General features: G+C 73.3%; 11 protein-coding genes and 1 riboswitch. Of the genes, 1 reads left to right on the plus strand and 10 read right to left on the minus strand.

Annotated elements, in window-relative coordinates; translation table 11 throughout:
* Positions 1-52 precede the first annotated feature (52 nt).
* Positions 53-6,679, minus strand: a complete 6,627-nt coding sequence (locus Q5425_RS13085) for a DUF885 domain-containing protein (RefSeq protein WP_308672456.1) — start codon at positions 6,677-6,679, stop codon at positions 53-55.
* Between the two features lie 134 nt (positions 6,680-6,813).
* On the opposite strand from Q5425_RS13085, the gene Q5425_RS13090 reads away from it, so the two are divergent.
* The gene (locus Q5425_RS13090; protein WP_308672457.1) at positions 6,814-7,836 is read left to right on the plus strand and encodes an AsnC family protein; all 1,023 of its coding nucleotides are present in this window, start codon (positions 6,814-6,816) and stop codon (positions 7,834-7,836) included.
* On the opposite strand, the gene Q5425_RS13095 is transcribed toward Q5425_RS13090, so the two are convergent.
* From Q5425_RS13095 to Q5425_RS13135, 9 genes are all read right to left on the minus strand, one after another.
* A complete protein-coding gene (locus tag Q5425_RS13095; RefSeq protein ID WP_308672458.1) occupies positions 7,833-8,762 on the minus strand; it encodes an RluA family pseudouridine synthase in 930 nt (309 codons plus the stop codon). The genes Q5425_RS13090 and Q5425_RS13095 overlap by 4 nt on opposite strands.
* Complete coding sequence (lspA, locus tag Q5425_RS13100) at positions 8,759-9,424, minus strand: signal peptidase II (RefSeq protein WP_396135160.1); 666 nt, start codon at positions 9,422-9,424, stop codon at positions 8,759-8,761. The genes Q5425_RS13095 and lspA overlap by 4 nt, the downstream gene beginning before the upstream one ends.
* Positions 9,421-10,035 (minus strand): hypothetical protein, encoded by a 615-nt coding sequence (locus Q5425_RS13105; RefSeq protein WP_308672460.1) that lies wholly within the window; start codon positions 10,033-10,035, stop codon positions 9,421-9,423. The genes lspA and Q5425_RS13105 overlap by 4 nt, the downstream gene beginning before the upstream one ends.
* 4 nt (positions 10,036-10,039) lie before the next feature.
* On the minus strand, positions 10,040-10,639 hold the full coding sequence (locus tag Q5425_RS13110) for a hypothetical protein (RefSeq protein WP_308672461.1): 600 nt from the start codon (positions 10,637-10,639) through the stop codon (positions 10,040-10,042).
* A gap of 16 nt (positions 10,640-10,655) precedes the next feature.
* Positions 10,656-11,990 carry an aminotransferase class V-fold PLP-dependent enzyme gene (locus Q5425_RS13115; protein WP_308672462.1) on the minus strand — a complete coding sequence of 445 codons (1,335 nt, stop codon included), beginning with the start codon at positions 11,988-11,990 and terminating at the stop codon, positions 10,656-10,658.
* A gap of 39 nt (positions 11,991-12,029) precedes the next feature.
* Positions 12,030-12,144, minus strand: a riboswitch (SAM riboswitch).
* 115 nt (positions 12,145-12,259) lie between these two features.
* Complete coding sequence (locus tag Q5425_RS13120; protein WP_308672463.1) at positions 12,260-12,907, minus strand: M23 family metallopeptidase; 648 nt, start codon at positions 12,905-12,907, stop codon at positions 12,260-12,262.
* A gap of 91 nt (positions 12,908-12,998) precedes the next feature.
* On the minus strand, positions 12,999-14,477 hold the full coding sequence (locus tag Q5425_RS13125) for a potassium/proton antiporter (protein WP_308672464.1): 1,479 nt from the start codon (positions 14,475-14,477) through the stop codon (positions 12,999-13,001).
* 97 nt (positions 14,478-14,574) lie between these two features.
* Entirely contained in the window at positions 14,575-15,279 is a 705-nt protein-coding gene (locus Q5425_RS13130; protein WP_308672465.1) for a metalloregulator ArsR/SmtB family transcription factor, read from the minus strand.
* A 121-nt stretch (positions 15,280-15,400) separates the two neighbouring features.
* Positions 15,401-17,026 (minus strand): penicillin-binding transpeptidase domain-containing protein, encoded by a 1,626-nt coding sequence (locus Q5425_RS13135; RefSeq protein WP_308672466.1) that lies wholly within the window; start codon positions 17,024-17,026, stop codon positions 15,401-15,403.
* Positions 17,027-17,093: the final 67 nt, after the last annotated feature.

A 17,093-nucleotide genomic window follows, 5' to 3' on the forward strand; every position in this document is an offset into this window, starting at 1 on the left:
GTCAGCCACCCACGATCACTGCCCGTCCCCGCGGGAGCCCGGCCGGCCGCGGTCACTTGCCCTCTCCTGCACGCGCCGCCACCCAGTCGGCCACCACGTCCGCCAGAACCGGCAGGGGCAGGGTTCCGCTGCCCAGGACCGTGTCGTGGAACTCGCGGATGTCGAACCCCTCGCCCAGCTCGCGCTCGGCCTCGGCCCGCAGCCGCTCGATCTCCAGGCGGCCCACCATGTAGCTGAGCGCCTGGCCCGGGTGGCCCGCGTACCGGTCGATCTCCGCCTCGATCTCGATCTGAGCCATCGGCGTGTTCTCCCGCAGGTAGCCGACCGCCCGTTGCCGGCTCCAGCCCAGCGCGTGCAGGCCCGTGTCGACCACCAGCCGTGCCGCTCGCATCGAATCCTGCGTCAGCAGGCCCAGGCGCGCCGTGTTGTCCGAATACAGCCCCATCTCGTCGGCGAGGCGCTCGGCGTACAGGCCCCAGCCCTCCGCGTACGCGTTGAACATGCCGATCCGGCGCAGCAGCGGCACCCCCGTCAGCTGCTGGGCCAGCGCCAGCTGGAAGTGGTGCCCCGGCACCGCTTCGTGGAACGCCACGGCCTCGCCCAGGGTCCGCTGCCGCTGGTCCGCCTCGTGCGTGTTGGCGTAGTACGTGCCCGGCCGCGAACCGTCGAGCGACGGCTCGATGTAATAGGCGATCGACCCGCTTTCGGCCTCCGCGTCGGGCACCGGCGCCACCTGGCACCGCTGCTCCGGGACGCGCGAGAACCATCGGGGCGCCACGGCTTCCGCTCGCGTGATCGTCGCGCGGGCGGCTTCCAGCAGTTCGTCGCCGTCGCGCCAGCGCAGGGCCGGGTCCGTCCGGATGCGCTCGAAGATCTCCGCGAGGTCGGTCGTGCCGAACACCTCGGCGCCCAGCTCGCGGTACTCCCCCGCCAGCCGCTCGATGATGGCCAGACCCGTGTCGTGCAGGTCCTGCGCCGTGCGCTCGGTCGTCGTCTCGGCGCGGATCAGGGCCGCGTACCGCTCCGGCCCGCCCGGCAGGTCGCCGATCCCCGGCGACGTCTCGGGCCGGGCCACGGGGACGACCTCGTCGGCCAGGAAGTCGCGGTACCGCGCGTACGCCGGGTAGACCACTTCGGCCAGCAACCGGTCGCGCTCGGCCTCCAGCCCGTGGACCGGCACCTTCAGCGGGTCGTTCTCCGGGGCGGCGAGGTACCGCTCGACGTAGCCGACGCCGATGCGCGCCAGGAACTCCGGCGGCGTCAGGCCTTCCGCGAGCGCGGCCCGTTGCCGCTCGATGACCTGGTCCAGGTACGTGCCGACGGCGGCCAGCCTGCTCAGGTAGCCGCGGGCTTTGGCCTCGTCGTCGAGGATCGTCTGCGGCAGCTCCATCAGCAGTTCGAGGGCCGGCGCGGCCAGCCCGTCGCTCACCGCGATGTCGGCCCGGCCGGAGTCCAGCAGGTCGATCTGGGTGCGGGCCTGCCAGATCACGACGTCGCGGGTGAGGCGGTCGCCCTGCGGCAACGCCGCCGTGTCGAGCGCCTCGGCCCGGGCGATGATCCCGGCGAGCCCGGCGCGGAACCGGGCGGCCGCTGCGGCGCTCTGGTCTGCGAGCTTGTCGTGCGTGCCCGGCAGGCCGTACAGGGACGGCAACAGCGGCTGCGCCTCGAACATCAGCTCCAGGCACTCGTCGGCGAGCTTGTCGGGCGTGTCACGGCGCTGCGCCACCCAGTCGGCGACGACGCCGGACAGCACCGGCAGCGGCAAGGTTCCGCTGCCCAGCACGACGTCGTGGAATTCCCGGATGTCGAACGCCTCGCCGAGGGCTTGCTCGGCCTCGGCGCGCAGCCGCTCGATCTCCAGCCGCCCGACCATGTAGCCGAGCGCCTGGGCCGGGTCGCCGGCGTACCGGTCGATCTCCGCCTCGATCTCCAGCCGCGCCATCGGCGTGTGCTCGGCGAGGTAGTCGACCGCCTGCTGCCGGCTCCACCCGAGCGCGTGCAGGCCCGTGTCGACGACCAGCCGCCCCGCCCGCATCGAGTCCTGGGTCAGCATGCCCAGCCGCGACAGGTCGTCGGAGTACAGGCCCATCTCGTCGGCCAGCCGCTCGGCGTAGAGCCCCCAGCCCTCCCCGTAGGCGTTGACGTGCGCGATCCGGCGCAGCAGCGGCAGGCCGTCGAGGCCCTGCGCGAGGCACAGCTGGAAGTGGTGCCCCGGCACGGCTTCGTGGAACGCGATGGCCTCACTGGCGAACCGCGGCCGCTTGTCCGCTTCATGGGTGTTCGCGTAGTAGACGCCCGGACGCGTGCCGTCGAGCGACGGCCGCAGGTAGTACGCGATCGTGCCGCTGGTGGCCTCGGCCGCCGGCACCGGCGCGACCTGGCACTTCTGCTCCGGCACCCGCGAGAACCACTGCGCGGCCACGGTTTCCGCACGGGCGATGGCGGCCCGGGCCCCGGCCAGCAGCTCCTCGCCGTCGCGCCAGCGCAGCGCCGGATCGGTCCGGAGCCGGTCGAAGATCTCGCCGAGGTCGGTGGTGCCGAACAGCTTCCCGCCCAGCTCGCGGTACTCCCCGGCCAGCTTTTCGATCAGCGCCAGCCCGGTCTCGTGCAGCTCCTGCGCCGTGCGCTCGGTGGTCGTTTCGACGCGGATCAGCGCGGCGTACCGCTCCGCTCCGCCCGGCAGGGCACCGATGCCGGGCGACGTCTCGGGCCGGGCCACCGGCAGGACCTCGTCGGCCAGGAACGCGCGATAACGCCCATACGCGGGCCGGACGACCTCGGCGAGCAGGCGGTCGCGTTCGGCCTCGAAGCCGTCGAGCGCATACGGCGGTGTCACCCGCAGCGGATCGCTCCCGGGCGCGCCCAGGTAGCGGTCGACGTAGTCGATGCCGATGCGCACCAGGAAGTCCGGCGGCACCAGGCCGTCACGCACCGCCGCCCGCTGCCGGCCGATCAGCGCGTCGAGGTAACCGCCGATGCCGGCGAGCCGGCTCAGGTAACCGCGGACCTTCGGCTCGTCGTCCAGCACCGTCTGCGGCAGGTAGAGCAGCACCTGCAGCGCGGGCGCACCGAGCCCGTCGCTGACCGAGATGTCGGCGCGGCGCGAGTCGATCTCGTCGATGGCGGACTTCGCTTGGGAGAGCACGACTTCGCGGGTGACCCGCTCGTCGGCCGGCAAGCCGGTGGGGTCGAGCGCCTCGGCCCGCGCGGCGATCGCGACGTAGCCCGCGCGGAGCCGGGCTTCGGTCTCCGCACCCGGATCGGGCAGCCGGTCGTGGTCGCCGGGCAGGCCGAACACCGAGGGGTACAGCGGCTGCCGTTCGAAGTCCAGCGCGACCAGCTCGTCGGCCAGGCTGCGGGGCGTGTCCCGCTGCGCCGCCACCCAGTCGGTGACCACCTTCGCCAGCGCGGACAGCGGCAGCATGCCGTGGCCGAGCACGACTTCGTGGAACCCGCGGATGTCGAACCGCTCGCCCAGCGCCTGTTCGGCTTCGGCCCGCAGCCGCTGGATCTCCAGCCGCCCGACCATGTACCCGAGCGCCTGGCCCGGCCAGCCGACGTACCGGTCGATCTCCGCCTCGATCTCCAGCCGCGCCATCGGCGTGTTTTCGACCAGGAAGTCGATCGCCTGCTGCCGGCTCCACCCCAGCGCGTGCAGGCCGGTGTCGACGACCAGCCGGCCGGCCCGCATCGAGTCCTGCGTGAGCATGCCCAGCCGCGACACGTCGTCGGAGTACAGGCCCATCTCGTCCGCGAGCCGCTCGGCGTAGAGGCCCCAGCCTTCGGCGTAGGCGTTGAACATGCCGATCCGCCGCAGCAGCGGCAGGTCCCGCAGTTCCTGCGCCAGGCTGAGCTGGAAGTGGTGCCCCGGCACGGCTTCGTGGAAGGCGATCGCCTCGCTGGTGAACCGCGGGCGCTTGTCCGCTTCGTGGGTGTTCGCGTAGTACGTGCCCGGGCGCGTCCCGTCGAGCGACGGCTGGAGGTAGTACGCGATCGTGCCGCTCGCCGCGTCGGCCTCGGGCACCGGCGCGACCTCGCACTTTTCGGCGGGGATCCGCGAGAACCACCGCGGCGCCACGGCTTCGGCGCGGGCGATGGCGTCCCGGGCCGCGGACAGCAGTTCTTCCCCGTCCCGCCAGCGCAGGGCCGGATCGGTGCGCAGGCGCTCGAAGATCTCGGCGAGCTCGGTGGTGCCGAACACCTTCGCGCCCAGCTCGCGGTATTCCGCGGCGAGCTTCCCGATCAGCGCCAGCCCCGTGTCGTGCAGCTCTTGCGCCGTGCGCTCGGTGGTCGTCTCGGCGCGGATCAGCGCGGCGTACCGCTCCGCTCCGCCGGGCACGTGGGAGATGCCCGGGGCGGTGTCGGGCCGCCCCGCCGGCTCGACCTCCGTGCGGAGGAAGTCCCGGTACCGCGCGTACGCCGGGTGGACCACCTCGGCGAGCAGCCGGTCGCGCTCGGCCTCGAAGCCCTCGACGGCCGCCGTCGTGCCCACCTTCAGCGGGTCGGTGCCCGGCGCGGCGAGGTAGCGGCCGATGTACTCGACGCCGACGCGGGCCAGGTACGCCGGCGGCACCAGCCCGTCGGCCAGGCTTTCGCGCTGCCGCTCGGTCAGCTCGGCGAGGAACGGCTCGATCGCGCCGAGCCGCGCCAGGTAACCGCGCGCCTTCTTCTCGTCGTCCAGCTGGTAGTACGGCAGGTACATCAGCAGCCCGAGGGCGGGCGAGGTGAGCCCGTCGCTGACCGCGAGGTCGGCGGTCCGCGCCCCGAGCCGGTCGGCCTCGACCTCGGCGGAGGCGATCACGACCTCGCGCGTCACGGCTTCTTCCGGCGTCAGGTCGTCCGTGGCCAGTGCCCGTGCGCGGGCGGCGATGCCGGTGTAGGCGGCCCGGTAGCGCTCCTGGGCTTCCCGGGTCTGGTCGGCGAGCCGGTCGTGCTCGCCGGGCAGGCCGAGGACCGACGGGTGCAGCGGCTCCTGCTCGAACGACAGCTCGACGAGCTCGCTCGCCAGGCCGTCGACGGTGTCGCCGAACCCGGCCACCCAGTCGTCGACGACCGTGGCCAGCACCGAGAGCGGCAATGCCCCACCGGCCAGCACGAGGTCGTGGAACGCGCGGCGGTCGAACCGGGAGCCGAGCCGCTGCTCGGCGCGGGCGCGGATCCGCTGGATCTCCAGCCGCCCCACCATGTACGCCAGCGCCTGGCCCGGCCACGCGATGTAGCGGTCGACCTCGGACTCGATCTCGGCGCGCGCCTCCGGCGTGTGCTCCAAGAGGTAGTCCACGGCCTGCTGACGGCTCCAGCCCAGCGCGTGCAGCCCCGTGTCGACGACCAGCCGGCCCGCCCGCAGCGAGTCGCCGGTCAGCAGGCCGAGCCGGGCGATGTCGTCGGAGTACAGACCCATCTCGTCGGCAAGGCGCTCGCTGTAGAGCCCCCAGCCCTCGATGTAGGCGGTGAACATGCCGATGCGGCGCAGCAGCGGCAGCTCGGTGAGCCCTTGGGCGATGCTGAGCTGGAAGTGGTGGCCCGGCACGGCTTCGTGGAACGCGGTCGTTTCGGCCATGTGCCGGAACCGCTCGGTGGCTTCGTAAGTGTTCGCGAAGTAGATCCCCGGCCGGGAGCCGTCGACGGCCGGGCGCAGGTAGTACGCCGCGGGCGCGCCGGGCGCGACCTCCGCCGGCACCGCTTCGACCGTGCACTGCTGCTCCGGGATCCGGCCGAACCACTTCGGGGCTTCCGCCGCCGCGCGGGCGACGGCCGTGCGGGCGGTGTCCAGCAGGTCGTCCGCACTGCGCCAGCGCAGCGCCGGGTCGGTGCGCAGGCGCTCGAAGATCTCGGCGAGGTCGTCCGTGCCGAACACCTTCAGCCCCAGCTCGCGGTACTCGACGGCGAGCGCGTCGATGGTCTCGAGGCCGATCCGGTGCAGTTCCGCCGGGGTGAGCCCGGTGGTCGTGTGCATCCCCGCGAGCCGGGCGTACGTCTCTTCGCCGCCGGGCAGCCACGACACGCCGGGCCGGTCCGCGGGCCGCCCGTGCGGCCTCACCTCGGAGACGAGGAACTCGCGGTACTCGGCGAAAGCCGGGCGGACGACGTTGGCGAGCAACTCGTCCCGCCGTCGCTCGAACTCCTCGTCCGGGGCGGGCTGGCGGCGCAGCGGATCCGCGTCCGGGTCGGCGAGGTAGCGGTCGAGGTGCGCGACCGCGGCATCGACCAGGTGAGCCACCGGGAGGAGCCCGGCGGCGATGCCCTCGGCGTGCCGCCGCGCGGCCTGACGCAGGTACTCCGGGATCGCGGCCAGCCGGCCGAGCTGGGCTTCGGCGGTCTCTCCGGCTGTCACCGTCGTCATCGGCAGCGCCATGAGCAGGCCCGCGGCGGGCCCGATGGAGAGGTCGGTGACCGTGAACTCGGCCAGCCGGCTGTCGATCGCCGCGATCCGGTTCTCGGCCGTGGTGATCAGGACCTCGCGGGTGACGCGGTCCTCGGCCGAGAACCCTCCGGCAGCCAGCGCGCGGGCCCGCTCGAGGAACGTCACGAGCCGCGCGCGGAAGGCCTGTTCGGCCTCGGCGGACAGGTCCGCCAGCCCGGGCTCCGCGGGCCGGACGCCGTGCAGCGCGGGCAGCAGCGGATCGGCGGCGAACAGCGCTTCGACGAACTCGTCGGCGAGTTCGGTGACCGCGGTCATGGCAGGACCCCCAGCTTCGGCTGATGTGCTTCCCGGCCGACCCTAACGGAGATCACCGACAGAAACGGCGGACCGTTCGCCGGGGGCGGACGGCCTTCGGCGCCGCGGATCGGCGAAGCGGTAGCGTTCCCCAGGTGGCCGTGACCGATCCCGTGGATACCCGTCTGCTCGCCGCGCTCGCCGAACTCGGCAAGGCGGCCGTGCACGAGCTGGCGGCGAAGGTCGGCATGGATCCCCGCGAGGTCGCCTACCGGCTGGTCGCCCTCTCCGGCAGCGGGCTCCCCCTGCTCGTCGGCGTCGAAAGCGACCCGAACGGCCTGCGCGCGGCCATCGCCGGCGCACCGCCTTCGTGGGCGAACCGGCCGCCGCAGCAGCAGTTCCCGCCACCGTCCCAGCCGGTGCCGCAGCAGCCCGCCCCGCCGATGCCCCCGCCGGTCCAGGGCACCCCTTCGGGCCCGTACAACGTGCAAGGCGCGCCTTCCGGGCCGTACAACGTCCAGGGCGCGCCTTCGGGGCCGTACAACGTTCACGGCACGCCGTCCGGACCGCACCAAGTCCAAGGCACGCCGTCGGGGCGATACCCGGGCCCGCCGCCCCAGCAGCCGCCGCGCCCGCCCCGGCCGTTCACCCCGCCGCCGGTGCCCCTCGACCCGGCCGTGAGCACGTGGGGCGTGCCGCAGACGGCGTCCTGGGCCCGCGGTGACGAGCCCGCTCGCCCGAGCGCGCCGGCCGCGGGCAAGCGCGGCCGCCTCGGCGAGGTCATGGAGACCCAGGGCCTGGAGGGCGAGCAGCTGTCGGTGCAGCTGCTCGAGGTGCAGGACCCGGCGGACTACCTGTTCAGCGCGGCCGGGTACCGCCTGGAGGACGGCGAACGCGCGGTGGTCGTGCACACCGAGATCACCAACCGCGGGTCGATCCCGTTCGCGTCGCTGCCGGACAACTACCTCGAGCTGCTCGCCGCCGACGGCACGCCGATCGGCAAGGCGCCGGTGTCGCTGACCTCCCGGCCCCCGCACAAGATCGGCGTCGACCCGGGCGAGACCCTGGGCGGCCACACGGTGTACGTCCTCCCGGACGCCACGCGCGTGGTCTCGGTGCGCTGGAGCCCGCGGCCGGAGCCCGACGAGCGCACGATCACCTGGTCGATCGAGGACTAGTAGCTTTCGTCGCGCAGGGTTTCCAGCGCCTTCGCCAGGTCGTCCGGGTACTCGGATTCGAACTCGACCCACCGGCCGTCCGCCGGGTGCGCGAACCCCAGGGTCTTCGCGTGCAGCCACTGCCGGCTGAGCCCGAGGTGGCGGGCCAGCACCGGGTCGGCGCCGTAGGTCAGGTCGCCGACGCAGGGGTGCCGCAACGCCGAGAAGTGGACGCGGATCTGGTGCGTCCGCCCGGTTTCGAGCTTGATGTGCGCGAGCGAGGCCGCGCGGAACGCCTCGACCACTTCGTAGTGCGTCACGCTCGGGCGGCCGCCCTGGACCACCGCGAACTTGTAGTCGTGGCGCGGGTGGCGGTCGATGGGGGCGTCGATCGTGCCGCGCATCGGGTCCGGGTGACCCTGGACGATCGCGTGGTAGCCCTTGTCGACCGTGCGTTCCTTGAACGCGCGCTTCAGCACGGTGTACGCGTGCTCGCTCTTGGCCACCACCATCACACCGGTGGTGCCCGCGTCGAGCCGGTGGACCACGCCCTGGCGCTCGGCCGCTCCCGACGTCGCGATGCGCAGGCCGGCCGCGGCGAGCCCGCCGACAACGGTCGGGCCGGTCCAGCCCGGGCTCGGGTGCACGGCGACGCCGACCGGCTTCGAGATCACCACGATGTCGTCGTCGTCGTGCAGGACCTTCATGCCCTCGACCGGCTCGGCGACGACCTGCACCGGGTTCGACGGCTCCGGCAGCGTGATCTCCAGGAGGCCGCCCCCGGAAAGCCGGTCGGACTTGCCGGCGGGACGGCCGTCGAGCAGCACGTCCCCGGATTCGGCGAGCTCGGCGACGACCGTGCGGGACAGCCCGAGCAGCTTGGCCAGGCCGGCGTCGACCCGCATCCCGTCGAGTCCGTCGGGCACCGGGAGCATCCGTGACGTCACGCCTGCTCCTCCTGCTTCTTCTTGTCCTTGGTCGACGTGCCGTCGTAGTCCTTGCCCAGCAGCGACAGCAGCACGATCAGGGCCCCGCCGACGCAGATCGCGGAGTCGGCGATGTTGAAGATCGCGAAGCCCCTGCCGTTGGGGGCGAACGCCGAGATGAAGTCGACGACGTGCCCCTGCAGCCCGCCGGGCGCGCGGAAGATGCGGTCGGTCAGGTTGCCGGTGGCGCCGGCGAGCACGAGGCCGAGGCCGATGGCCCAGCCGATCGAGCGCAGCCGCCGCGCCAGCCAGACGATCGCGATGACCACGGCGAGGGCGACCAGCGCGAGCACCCAGGTCATGCCGGTGGCCATCGAGAACGCGGCACCGGGGTTGCGGATGACCTGCAGGTAGATCAGCCCGCCGAGGATCCGGACCGGCTCCTTGCCCTCCAGGTTGGCGGTGACCAGGTTCTTCGTCACCAGGTCGATCGCCCAGAACACGACGGCGATGGCGAACACCCAGCCGACCCGCCGCTTCGGCAGCAGCGGCTTCGCCGGGACCTCCGGGTTCTCCGGCGCGTCGGCGGCGGGATCGGGCAGCGCCTCGGCGGCGGCTTCGGTGTCGGGCTCGGAGTGGCTGGGCTCGGTGCTCACCGGTCCATTGTCCACGGCGCTGGTCAGACCGCTTCGGGCCCGTCCGGCCGGGGGCGCAGGAGGACGGCGAACGCGGCCGCGAACAGCACGCCCGCCCCGGTGAGCGCGCCGGCCACCGGGGGCAGGAACACCGTCGCGACCAGCGCGAACACCCCGGCGACGGCCAGCACGAACCAGCTGCGCTCGTAGCCGGCCAGCAGGAGCAGGCCGAGGGCCGCCAGCAGTGCGCCGCGGACGTCGCCGTCGAGCCGGAGCTGGAGGGCGCCGACCAGGTCGAGCAGCGGGACGGCGGCCAGTGCCCCGAGTGTGCCGAGCAGGAACCGGCCGGGCCGCTGCCGCCGCAGCGGCCACCAGTACCAGGCGGCCACGGCGAGCACCACGCAGATGAGACCGGCGAGCCAGCCGAGCGTCGCCGAGGGCACCACGTCGGCCGAGGCCGCGAACGCAATCCCGTAGAACTGTGTCTCCGGATAGCCGGTGCCGCCGACTCCGCCGGTACCGAGGCCGGACAAGCCTTGGGTCAGCGGGTACCCCTGCGCGGCTTCGATGTCGTCCGGGACCACTTCGACGGCCACCATCACCAGCAGCGCGAACCCCAGCGCGGCCAGCGGGAACCAGTACCGGCGGGAACTCCCCATCGCGTCAGGGTATCGAGCGCGGGTTTTCCCGCAGCAGGGCGATGAAGGCGGCGGCCAGCAGGATCACCGCCGAGATCAGCACGCCGGCCATGTCCGCCGAGAGCACCACGGCGACCAGGGCGAACACGATCGTGGTGAGCAGGACGAACCGGCTGCGCTCGTACGCGGCGAGGATGAGCAGGCCGAGCGTGGCCAGGAGCGGGCCGCGCAGGCCGTCGCCGATGCGGAACTGCCACGAGAAGACCAGGTCGAGCAGCGGGACGGCGAGCAGCGCGGCGACCGTGCCGAGGACGAACCGCCCGGTGCGGGCGGGCCGCAGGGCGACCGCGTACCAGACGGCCGTGCCGGCGAGGACCACGCCGAGCGCGACCAGCCACGCGGTTTCCCCCGGCAGGCCCGGTCCCAGGGCGTAGAACTCGTCCAGCGGCCGGAACTGGAGCCGGCTGTACTGCGTCGCACCGGCCGGGACCAACGGCCCGAGGAGCAGGTTCGCGGACTCGCTTCCGGCCCGGCTGCGCCGCGACAGCAGTTGTGCCGCGGCCAAGCCGATCTGCGCGAACCCCAGCAGTGCCAGCGGAAACCAGAAACGCGGCCCTCTCCCCATCGGCCCAGGTTAGCGCTCAGCAGAACGGCGGCAGCTCCCGCGGGTCGCCCACCGGCGCCCAGCGGCCGTCGACCTTCGCGTACTCCCAGCGGGCTCCGCGCGCGACGATCTGCCGCAGCGCCAGGACCACGCGGTCGACGTGTTCCTCCGTGCTGCCGAGGCCGAGGCTGACGCGGACCGCCTGCTGCCCGTCGCCACCGGCGGCGGCGATCAGGCGCTTCGCCGCGACGTGGGCGCAGAAGGCGCCGTCGCGGACGCCGATGCCGTATTCGGCCGACAGCACCGCCGCGAGCCAGCCCGGGTCGAAGCCGTCGACGACGAAGCCGACCGTGCCGACCCGATCGACCGGCGCGTCGAACAGCCGCAGCTCGGCGCAGCCCGGGATGCCCTCGAGCCCCTTGCGCAGCCGGGTGAGCAGGGCCTGTTCGTGCGCCTCGACGGCGGCCCAGTGCCGGCTCAGGGTTTCGCACGCGACGCCGAGCGCGTACACGCCGACAGTGTTGGGCGAACCGGCTTCGTGCCGCTCCGGCCCGGTGTTCCAGACGACGGCGTCCTCGGTGACGAGCTTGGTCGCGCCGCCGCCGGCGAGGTACGGCCGGGCCGCGCGCAGCCAGTCGGCGCGGCCGATCAGCGCGCCCGCACCGAAGGGGGCGTACAGCTTGTGGCCGGACAGCGCGACGTAGTCGACGTCCAGTTCCTTGATCGAGATCCGGCGGTGCGGGGCCAGCTGGGCGGCGTCGAGGGCGATGCGAGCGCCGTGTTTCCGCGCCACGGCGGCGATTTCCGCCACCGGGAGCAGCTCACCGGTCACATTGGACGCTCCGGTGACGACCACCAGCCGCGGTCCCTGCGGGGCACCCGCGAGCGCCTCGTCCACAGAGGACACGGCGGCGAGGCGGGTGCGCGGGGTGGGCAGCCGCCGGACGTTCGGGCCTTGCCACGGCAGGAGCGCGGCGTGGTGCTCGGTGTCGAACACGATCACCGTGGTGTGCCGGGGCAGGCTGCGGGCGAGCAGGTTGAAGGCGTCGGTGGTGTTGCGGGTGAAGACGACGGTGTCGGTCCGCCGCGCGTCGACGAAGCGGCGCACGACGTCACGGGTGCGCTCGTAGAGCTTGGTGGAGACCTGCGAGGCGAAGCCGGCCCCGCGGTGGACGCTGGCGTACCAGGGCAGGAATTCGTCGACGGCGCTGCGGACCGCGTCGAGGCAGGGTGCGCTCGCGGCGTGGTCGAGGTTGGCGTAGCCGATGTCCCCGCCGGTCACCAGCGGCACCCGCAGCGACGCACCCGCGACGGCGGGGATGTCCTCGGAAACAACGGTTTCGAGCTGGGTGCGGTCGATGGCGAGAGTCATCGGGTGCCTCCTCGGCGATCCGGGGGACCCCCGGCGAGGGGCCCGCGCTTGCCCGTCGCACGGCGCGACCGGCCCGGTCTTCACCCGGGGCACCCCACCGCGGTAGGAGGGTTGCCGGCCAGCAAGCCGGGGCTTCGCGCTGGCACTCATGACCTGATCCAGAAGGTAACCGAGAGCGCGCCCGGCGGCCAACCCCGCGCTCACATTCTGAGACGCCGCTCACAGGCGGTAGGCGCCGTCGAAGGTGACCGGCTTCGGGCGCAGGGGTGTCAGAAGCTTGCGCGGAAGCGGCCCGGCAGCTGGACCACCGTGTTGTCCGCCAGGTGCGTCGCGGTGCCCGAGTACTGGCCGGCTCCCGCGGTGAAGCGCCAGCCGCCGAGGGTCTTGCCGTCGACCGGCTCGCCGAGGGCCGCCGCGATCGTCGTCGAAATGCGCGCGAACGCGATCCCGTCCCAGTCGCCCGCCGCCGCGTCCGGGAGCGTCCAGAGCGTGAAGTGCACGTGCGCGCCGGTGCTGCTGCCGCCGCACGGCAGCGCGTTGCCGGTCGAGCCGAGCACCGTCCCGGCCGCCACCTGCTCACCGTCGGCGACCCGGATGCCTTCCAGGTGGTAGTAGCCGGTGCGCAGGCCGCCGGCGTGGTCGACGGTCACCCAGTCGCCGCCGGAGCAGTGCTGCAGGTGGACGGTGCCGGCCTCCGACGCGCGGACGGTGCCGTCGGCGGGGCTGAAGTCGATGGCGTTCTTCACGCCGGTGCTGCCGTTGTCAGAGTGGATGCCCGCCGAGTAGACCTGCTGACCGGCCTCGAACGGCCACGTGAGCGCCGGGAACGGAGCGGCGCCGGCCGGAGCAGCGAGGAGTCCCATCGCGGCGGCGATCGCGGCGACGAGGCTCGCCCCGCGCACAGAAGTTTTTGTCACCGGATGCACTCCTTCGGCCCTGTGTTCACCCGTTCGTGCGCACATTAAAGCCAAAAGAGGGACAACTGGGAAGACTGTTCGTAAATTTCCGTTAGCGGCCGGACTCGCCCCTCCAGCGAGCCAGGCGCCCGGCCCGGTCGACGGCGCGAAGGCGGCGTTCGACGGCGTCGCGGACGGCGCTCGTCGTCACGACCAGCAGCTGGTCGTGCTCCTGCAGCCGGCTGGTCTTCTGCGGGGTGAAGCCCGCGCCGTCGCGGACGACCAGGCTGATCGTCGCCCCGACGGGCAGGCGCAGCTCGGACAGGTACACGCCGTGCAGCTTCGACCCCGGCTGGATGCGGACCTGCAGCAGCTCGGCGCCCAGTTCGTCCAGCGGCGCCGAGTCGACCTCGATCTCGTGCGCCTCGGACTTCTTGGCCAGCCCGAGCCGGCGCGCGAGCGGGCCCAGCGTCGCTCCCTGGACCAGCGTCAGCACGATGACCAGCACGAACACCGCGTCGACCAGCCGCTGCGCACCCGGCAGGCCCTGCGACAGCGGGATCATGGCGAGCACGATCGGCACGGCGCCGCGCAGCCCGGCCCACGACAGGAACGCCTGTTCCCGCCACGGCAGCCGGAACGGCAGCATCGACAACACGACCGAGACCGGCCGCGCCAGCAGCAGCACGACGGCGCCCGCGACCAGGCCCGGCACGATCGCGTCGAGCAGCCGGCCCGGCGAAGCGAACAGGCCGAGCAGCACGAACAGCCCGATCTGGGCCAGCCAGCCCAGGCCCTCGGCGAACGAGAGCGTGTCCGACCGGTGCGGCAGCCGCGAGTTGCCGAGCACCAGGGCGGCGACGTAGGTGGCGAGCAGCCCGGACGCGTGCAGCAGCTGCCCCGACGAGTACGCCACGACGCACACCGCGACCGTGGCGAGCGGGTAGAGGCCGGTCGCCGGCAGCGCGGCCCGGCGCAGCGCGATCCCGCCGAGCCAGCCGAAGGCGAGCCCGATGGCCAGGCCCGCCGCCAGTTCGTAGACCGCCAGCAGCGGCAGCGTCCAGTCCACAGTGGTGCCTTCGGCCAGCACCACGACGGCGATGTAGGCCGGCGCGTCGTTGATGCCCGACTCGAGCTCGAGCGTCCCGGTGAGCCGTTTGCCGATCCCCGCCGTGCGCAGCACCGAAAACACCGCGGCCGCGTCGGTGGAGGCGAGCACCGCACCCCACAGCAGCGCCAGCCGCCAGTCGAGGCCCAGCAGCCAGTGCAGGGCGGCGCCGGTGACCGCGATGCTCACCACGACGGCCACTGTGGACAGTGCGATTCCGCTGCCCAGCGCCGGTTTCACCGCCGACCACCGGGTGGTCAGGCCGCCTTCGGCGAGGATCATGACGAGCGCGGCGAGGCCGAGCGACTGGGTGAGCTCGGGGTTGTCGAACCGGATGCCGAAGCCGGCTTCGCCCAGCAGCACGCCGATCCCCAGGTACAGCAGCAGCGAGGGCAGGCCGAGCCGGATCGACACGCGCACGGCCAGCACGGAGGCGAGGAGCACGACGCCGCCGACGCCGAGCAGCACGGGAAGCTGCTCCATGCCGCCTCCCTCCCGAGTGCCGTGGGGCCCTCAGAATAGTGAGGCGCGGAGGTTAACTCGTTCGTGTACCGCTGCCCGGCGCCGGACCCCCGGTGTGTTAAGGCGCCGCAACACCACTGAGCGCGTCGAGATCAACACCGAGGGCCGCGAACGGCTCCCCCGCCGCCGGCAGCACCCTGACCGCGCGGTGCCCGCCGCGGGCCACCCACCCGGCGTCGACCGCCCGGTCGAGCAGCGCTGCGGGCAGGGCACCGGCGAGGTGGTCGCGGCGCTCCGTCCAATCCAGACAGTCGCGCAGCAGCGGCCGCCGCCCGGCGGCGACCGGCACGCCGAGCCGCGCCAGCACTTCGCGCCCGCGCGAGGTGAGCGCGAGGCCGCCGGCCGCGTCGACCAGCCCGGCCGCGAGCATGCCGTCGCGGAGGGCGACGCCGAGCTCACCGGCGAGGTGGTCGTAGCAGGTCCGCGCGAACCCCAGCCGCCGCGCGCGCAGCGACGACGTCAGGCCGGTCACCCGGGGCGGGGCCCCCGATGTCACTGCGTGCTGGGCCAGGTGCTCGATCAGCTCGGCCACGCGCGGGTCGGCGATCCGGACGTAGCTGGCCCGGCCCTGCTTGACGCGGACGACGAACCCGGCCCCGGCCAGCCGGGTGACGTGCTCACTGGCCGTCGAGAGCGCGATCCCGGCCGCCTTCGCGAGCTCGCCGACGGTCCAGGCCCGCCCGTCCAGCAGGACGAGGCACATGGTCGCCCGGCTCGGGTCGGCCAGCACCGCGGCCACCTCGGCCAGCGCGATCGTCTCCATGCCCCCACGCTACGGCGCCGAAACTTCGCCCGCGCCCGAAGCAACGCCGAGCTTTCACGTGAAAGCTCGCACCAGGGGGCCGAGCTTTCACGTGAAAGCTCGGGTTTGGCCGCGAGGGAGGTCAGAGGGCCTTGAGGAACTTGGCGGCCAGGGTGACCGCCGGGCCCGAGTCGTTGGAGTTCTCCAGGACCACCGCGAACGCCACCGTCCCGCGGTAGCCGACGAACCAGCCCGTCGCGTTCGAACCGTCGCCGAACTGGGCGGTGCCGGTCTTGCCGAAGACGGTGCCCGCGGACGCGGCCGCGTGGCCGGTCCCGCTGGTCACCACCGCGCGCATCATCTTCCGCACCTCGCCGAGCACCGCTGCCGGCGGCGGCGAGTAGCCCTTGACGACCGTGGTCTCGAGGTCGTGCCACAGCCGCGGCGTGATCGCCTTGCCGGTGGCGACCGTGGCGGCCATCAGCGTGCCGCCGAGGGCACTGGCCTGGATGCGCCCTTGGCCGAACCCGTCCTCGACCTGCTCGTCCTTGCTCGCCGCGGGTTCGACCTTCCCCAGTTCGGTCTTGATCCCGGGGATCTCGTAGTCGGCGTTGAGGCCGAGTTCGTCGGCCGCCTTCTTCAGCCCGTCCGCGGGCAGGCCGAGCGCGAGCTGCCCGAACGTCGTGTTGCAGGAGCGCGCGAACGCCGTCTGCAGGTTCGTCGCGCCCAGTTCGAAGCCCTCGTTCTTGACCGTCCGCGTGCCGATCGTCGCGACGCCGGGGCAGTCGACCGGCGAAGCCGCGGTGAGGCCGCTCTGCTGGACCGCCGCCACCGACGTCGCGATCTTGAACGACGAACCCGGCTCGTACAGGCCGTTGAGCGCCTTGGGCGTGCTCCCGGCGGCGGCGTTCTGCGCGACGGCGAGGAGGTCCCCCGAGCCCGTGTCGAGGGCGACGAGCATCGCCGACCCCTGGTAGCCGTCCACCGCGGCCTGGGCGGCGTTCTGCGCCGCCAGGCTCAGGCTCGACACCAGCGGCTTCGCCCCTTCGGCCGCAGCCTTCCCGAACAGCGTCTCGACGCTCTTGCCGGCGGCGTCGACGCGCTCGACGGCGAAGCCCCCGCCGGCCGCGGCGGTGACCTGCCCGGTGAGCGCCGAGCGCAGCAGCGGTGCCGGGTTGCCGTCCACCGGCCGAACGCCGCCGGAGCCGCTGATGAGCAGCGGCTTGCCGTCGCGGTCGGCGACCGCGGTGGTGTCCTGCGCGGCCGTGCTGATCACCAGCCGCTGGCCCGCCTCCAGCTTCGGGTGCAGCAGCGACGGCACCCAGTGCACGAGCCACTTCCCCTCGGCCTGGGTGAGCTCGAACGGCACGTCGTAGGTCCAGACCTGGCCCGGCTTCAGCGTCCAGGACAGGCCGAACGTGCCGCCGGTCCGCTTCGCCCCGGCCGGGGTCGGCTGCAGCACGGTCAGCTTGGCGGTCACCGACGACGGGTTCAGCGTGTTCCGCGTGGCCCGCAGGGCCACCGCGGCGGCCGCGCTGTCGTCGGTCAGCCGGGCGGCCGCGTCGGGGTTGTTCTCGGCCAGGTCCTGCAGGTATTCGGTGATCGCCGAGCGCGGGTCGAGCGCGCCGGGACTCTCCACCGCCGTCGCGCCGGTGGCGGCCTCCGGTTTCGACCCCCCGCTGTTCAGCAGGAAGAACGCGGCCACCACGACCACGACGACCAGCAGCGCGCCACCGATCAGGATGCCGCGTCTCTTACCAGGGCTCATTTCCGGTTCCCCTCCCCCAAGGAGCCGCCCACGGGTGGCCGGCCGAGTCTGCACCCTACCGGCCACC

It is taken from the genome of Amycolatopsis sp. A133 (genome assembly GCF_031082405.1).
GTDB lineage: Bacteria > Actinomycetota > Actinomycetes > Mycobacteriales > Pseudonocardiaceae > Amycolatopsis.

Excerpts from the sequence above, each read along its gene's own strand:
- Q5425_RS13125 (WP_308672464.1), bottom strand. The coding sequence starts at position 14,477 with ATGGAGCAGCTTCCCGTGCTGCTCGGCGTCGGCGGCGTCGTGCTCCTC.
- Q5425_RS13085 (WP_308672456.1), bottom strand. The coding sequence starts at position 6,679 with ATGACCGCGGTCACCGAACTCGCCGACGAGTTCGTCGAAGCGCTGTTC.
- Q5425_RS13130 (WP_308672465.1), bottom strand. The coding sequence starts at position 15,279 with ATGGAGACGATCGCGCTGGCCGAGGTGGCCGCGGTGCTGGCCGACCCG.
- Q5425_RS13115 (WP_308672462.1), bottom strand. The coding sequence starts at position 11,990 with ATGACTCTCGCCATCGACCGCACCCAGCTCGAAACCGTTGTTTCCGAG.
- Q5425_RS13110 (WP_308672461.1), bottom strand. The coding sequence starts at position 10,639 with ATGGGGAGAGGGCCGCGTTTCTGGTTTCCGCTGGCACTGCTGGGGTTC.
- Q5425_RS13135 (WP_308672466.1), bottom strand. The coding sequence starts at position 17,026 with ATGAGCCCTGGTAAGAGACGCGGCATCCTGATCGGTGGCGCGCTGCTG.
- Q5425_RS13105 (WP_308672460.1), bottom strand. The coding sequence starts at position 10,035 with ATGGGGAGTTCCCGCCGGTACTGGTTCCCGCTGGCCGCGCTGGGGTTC.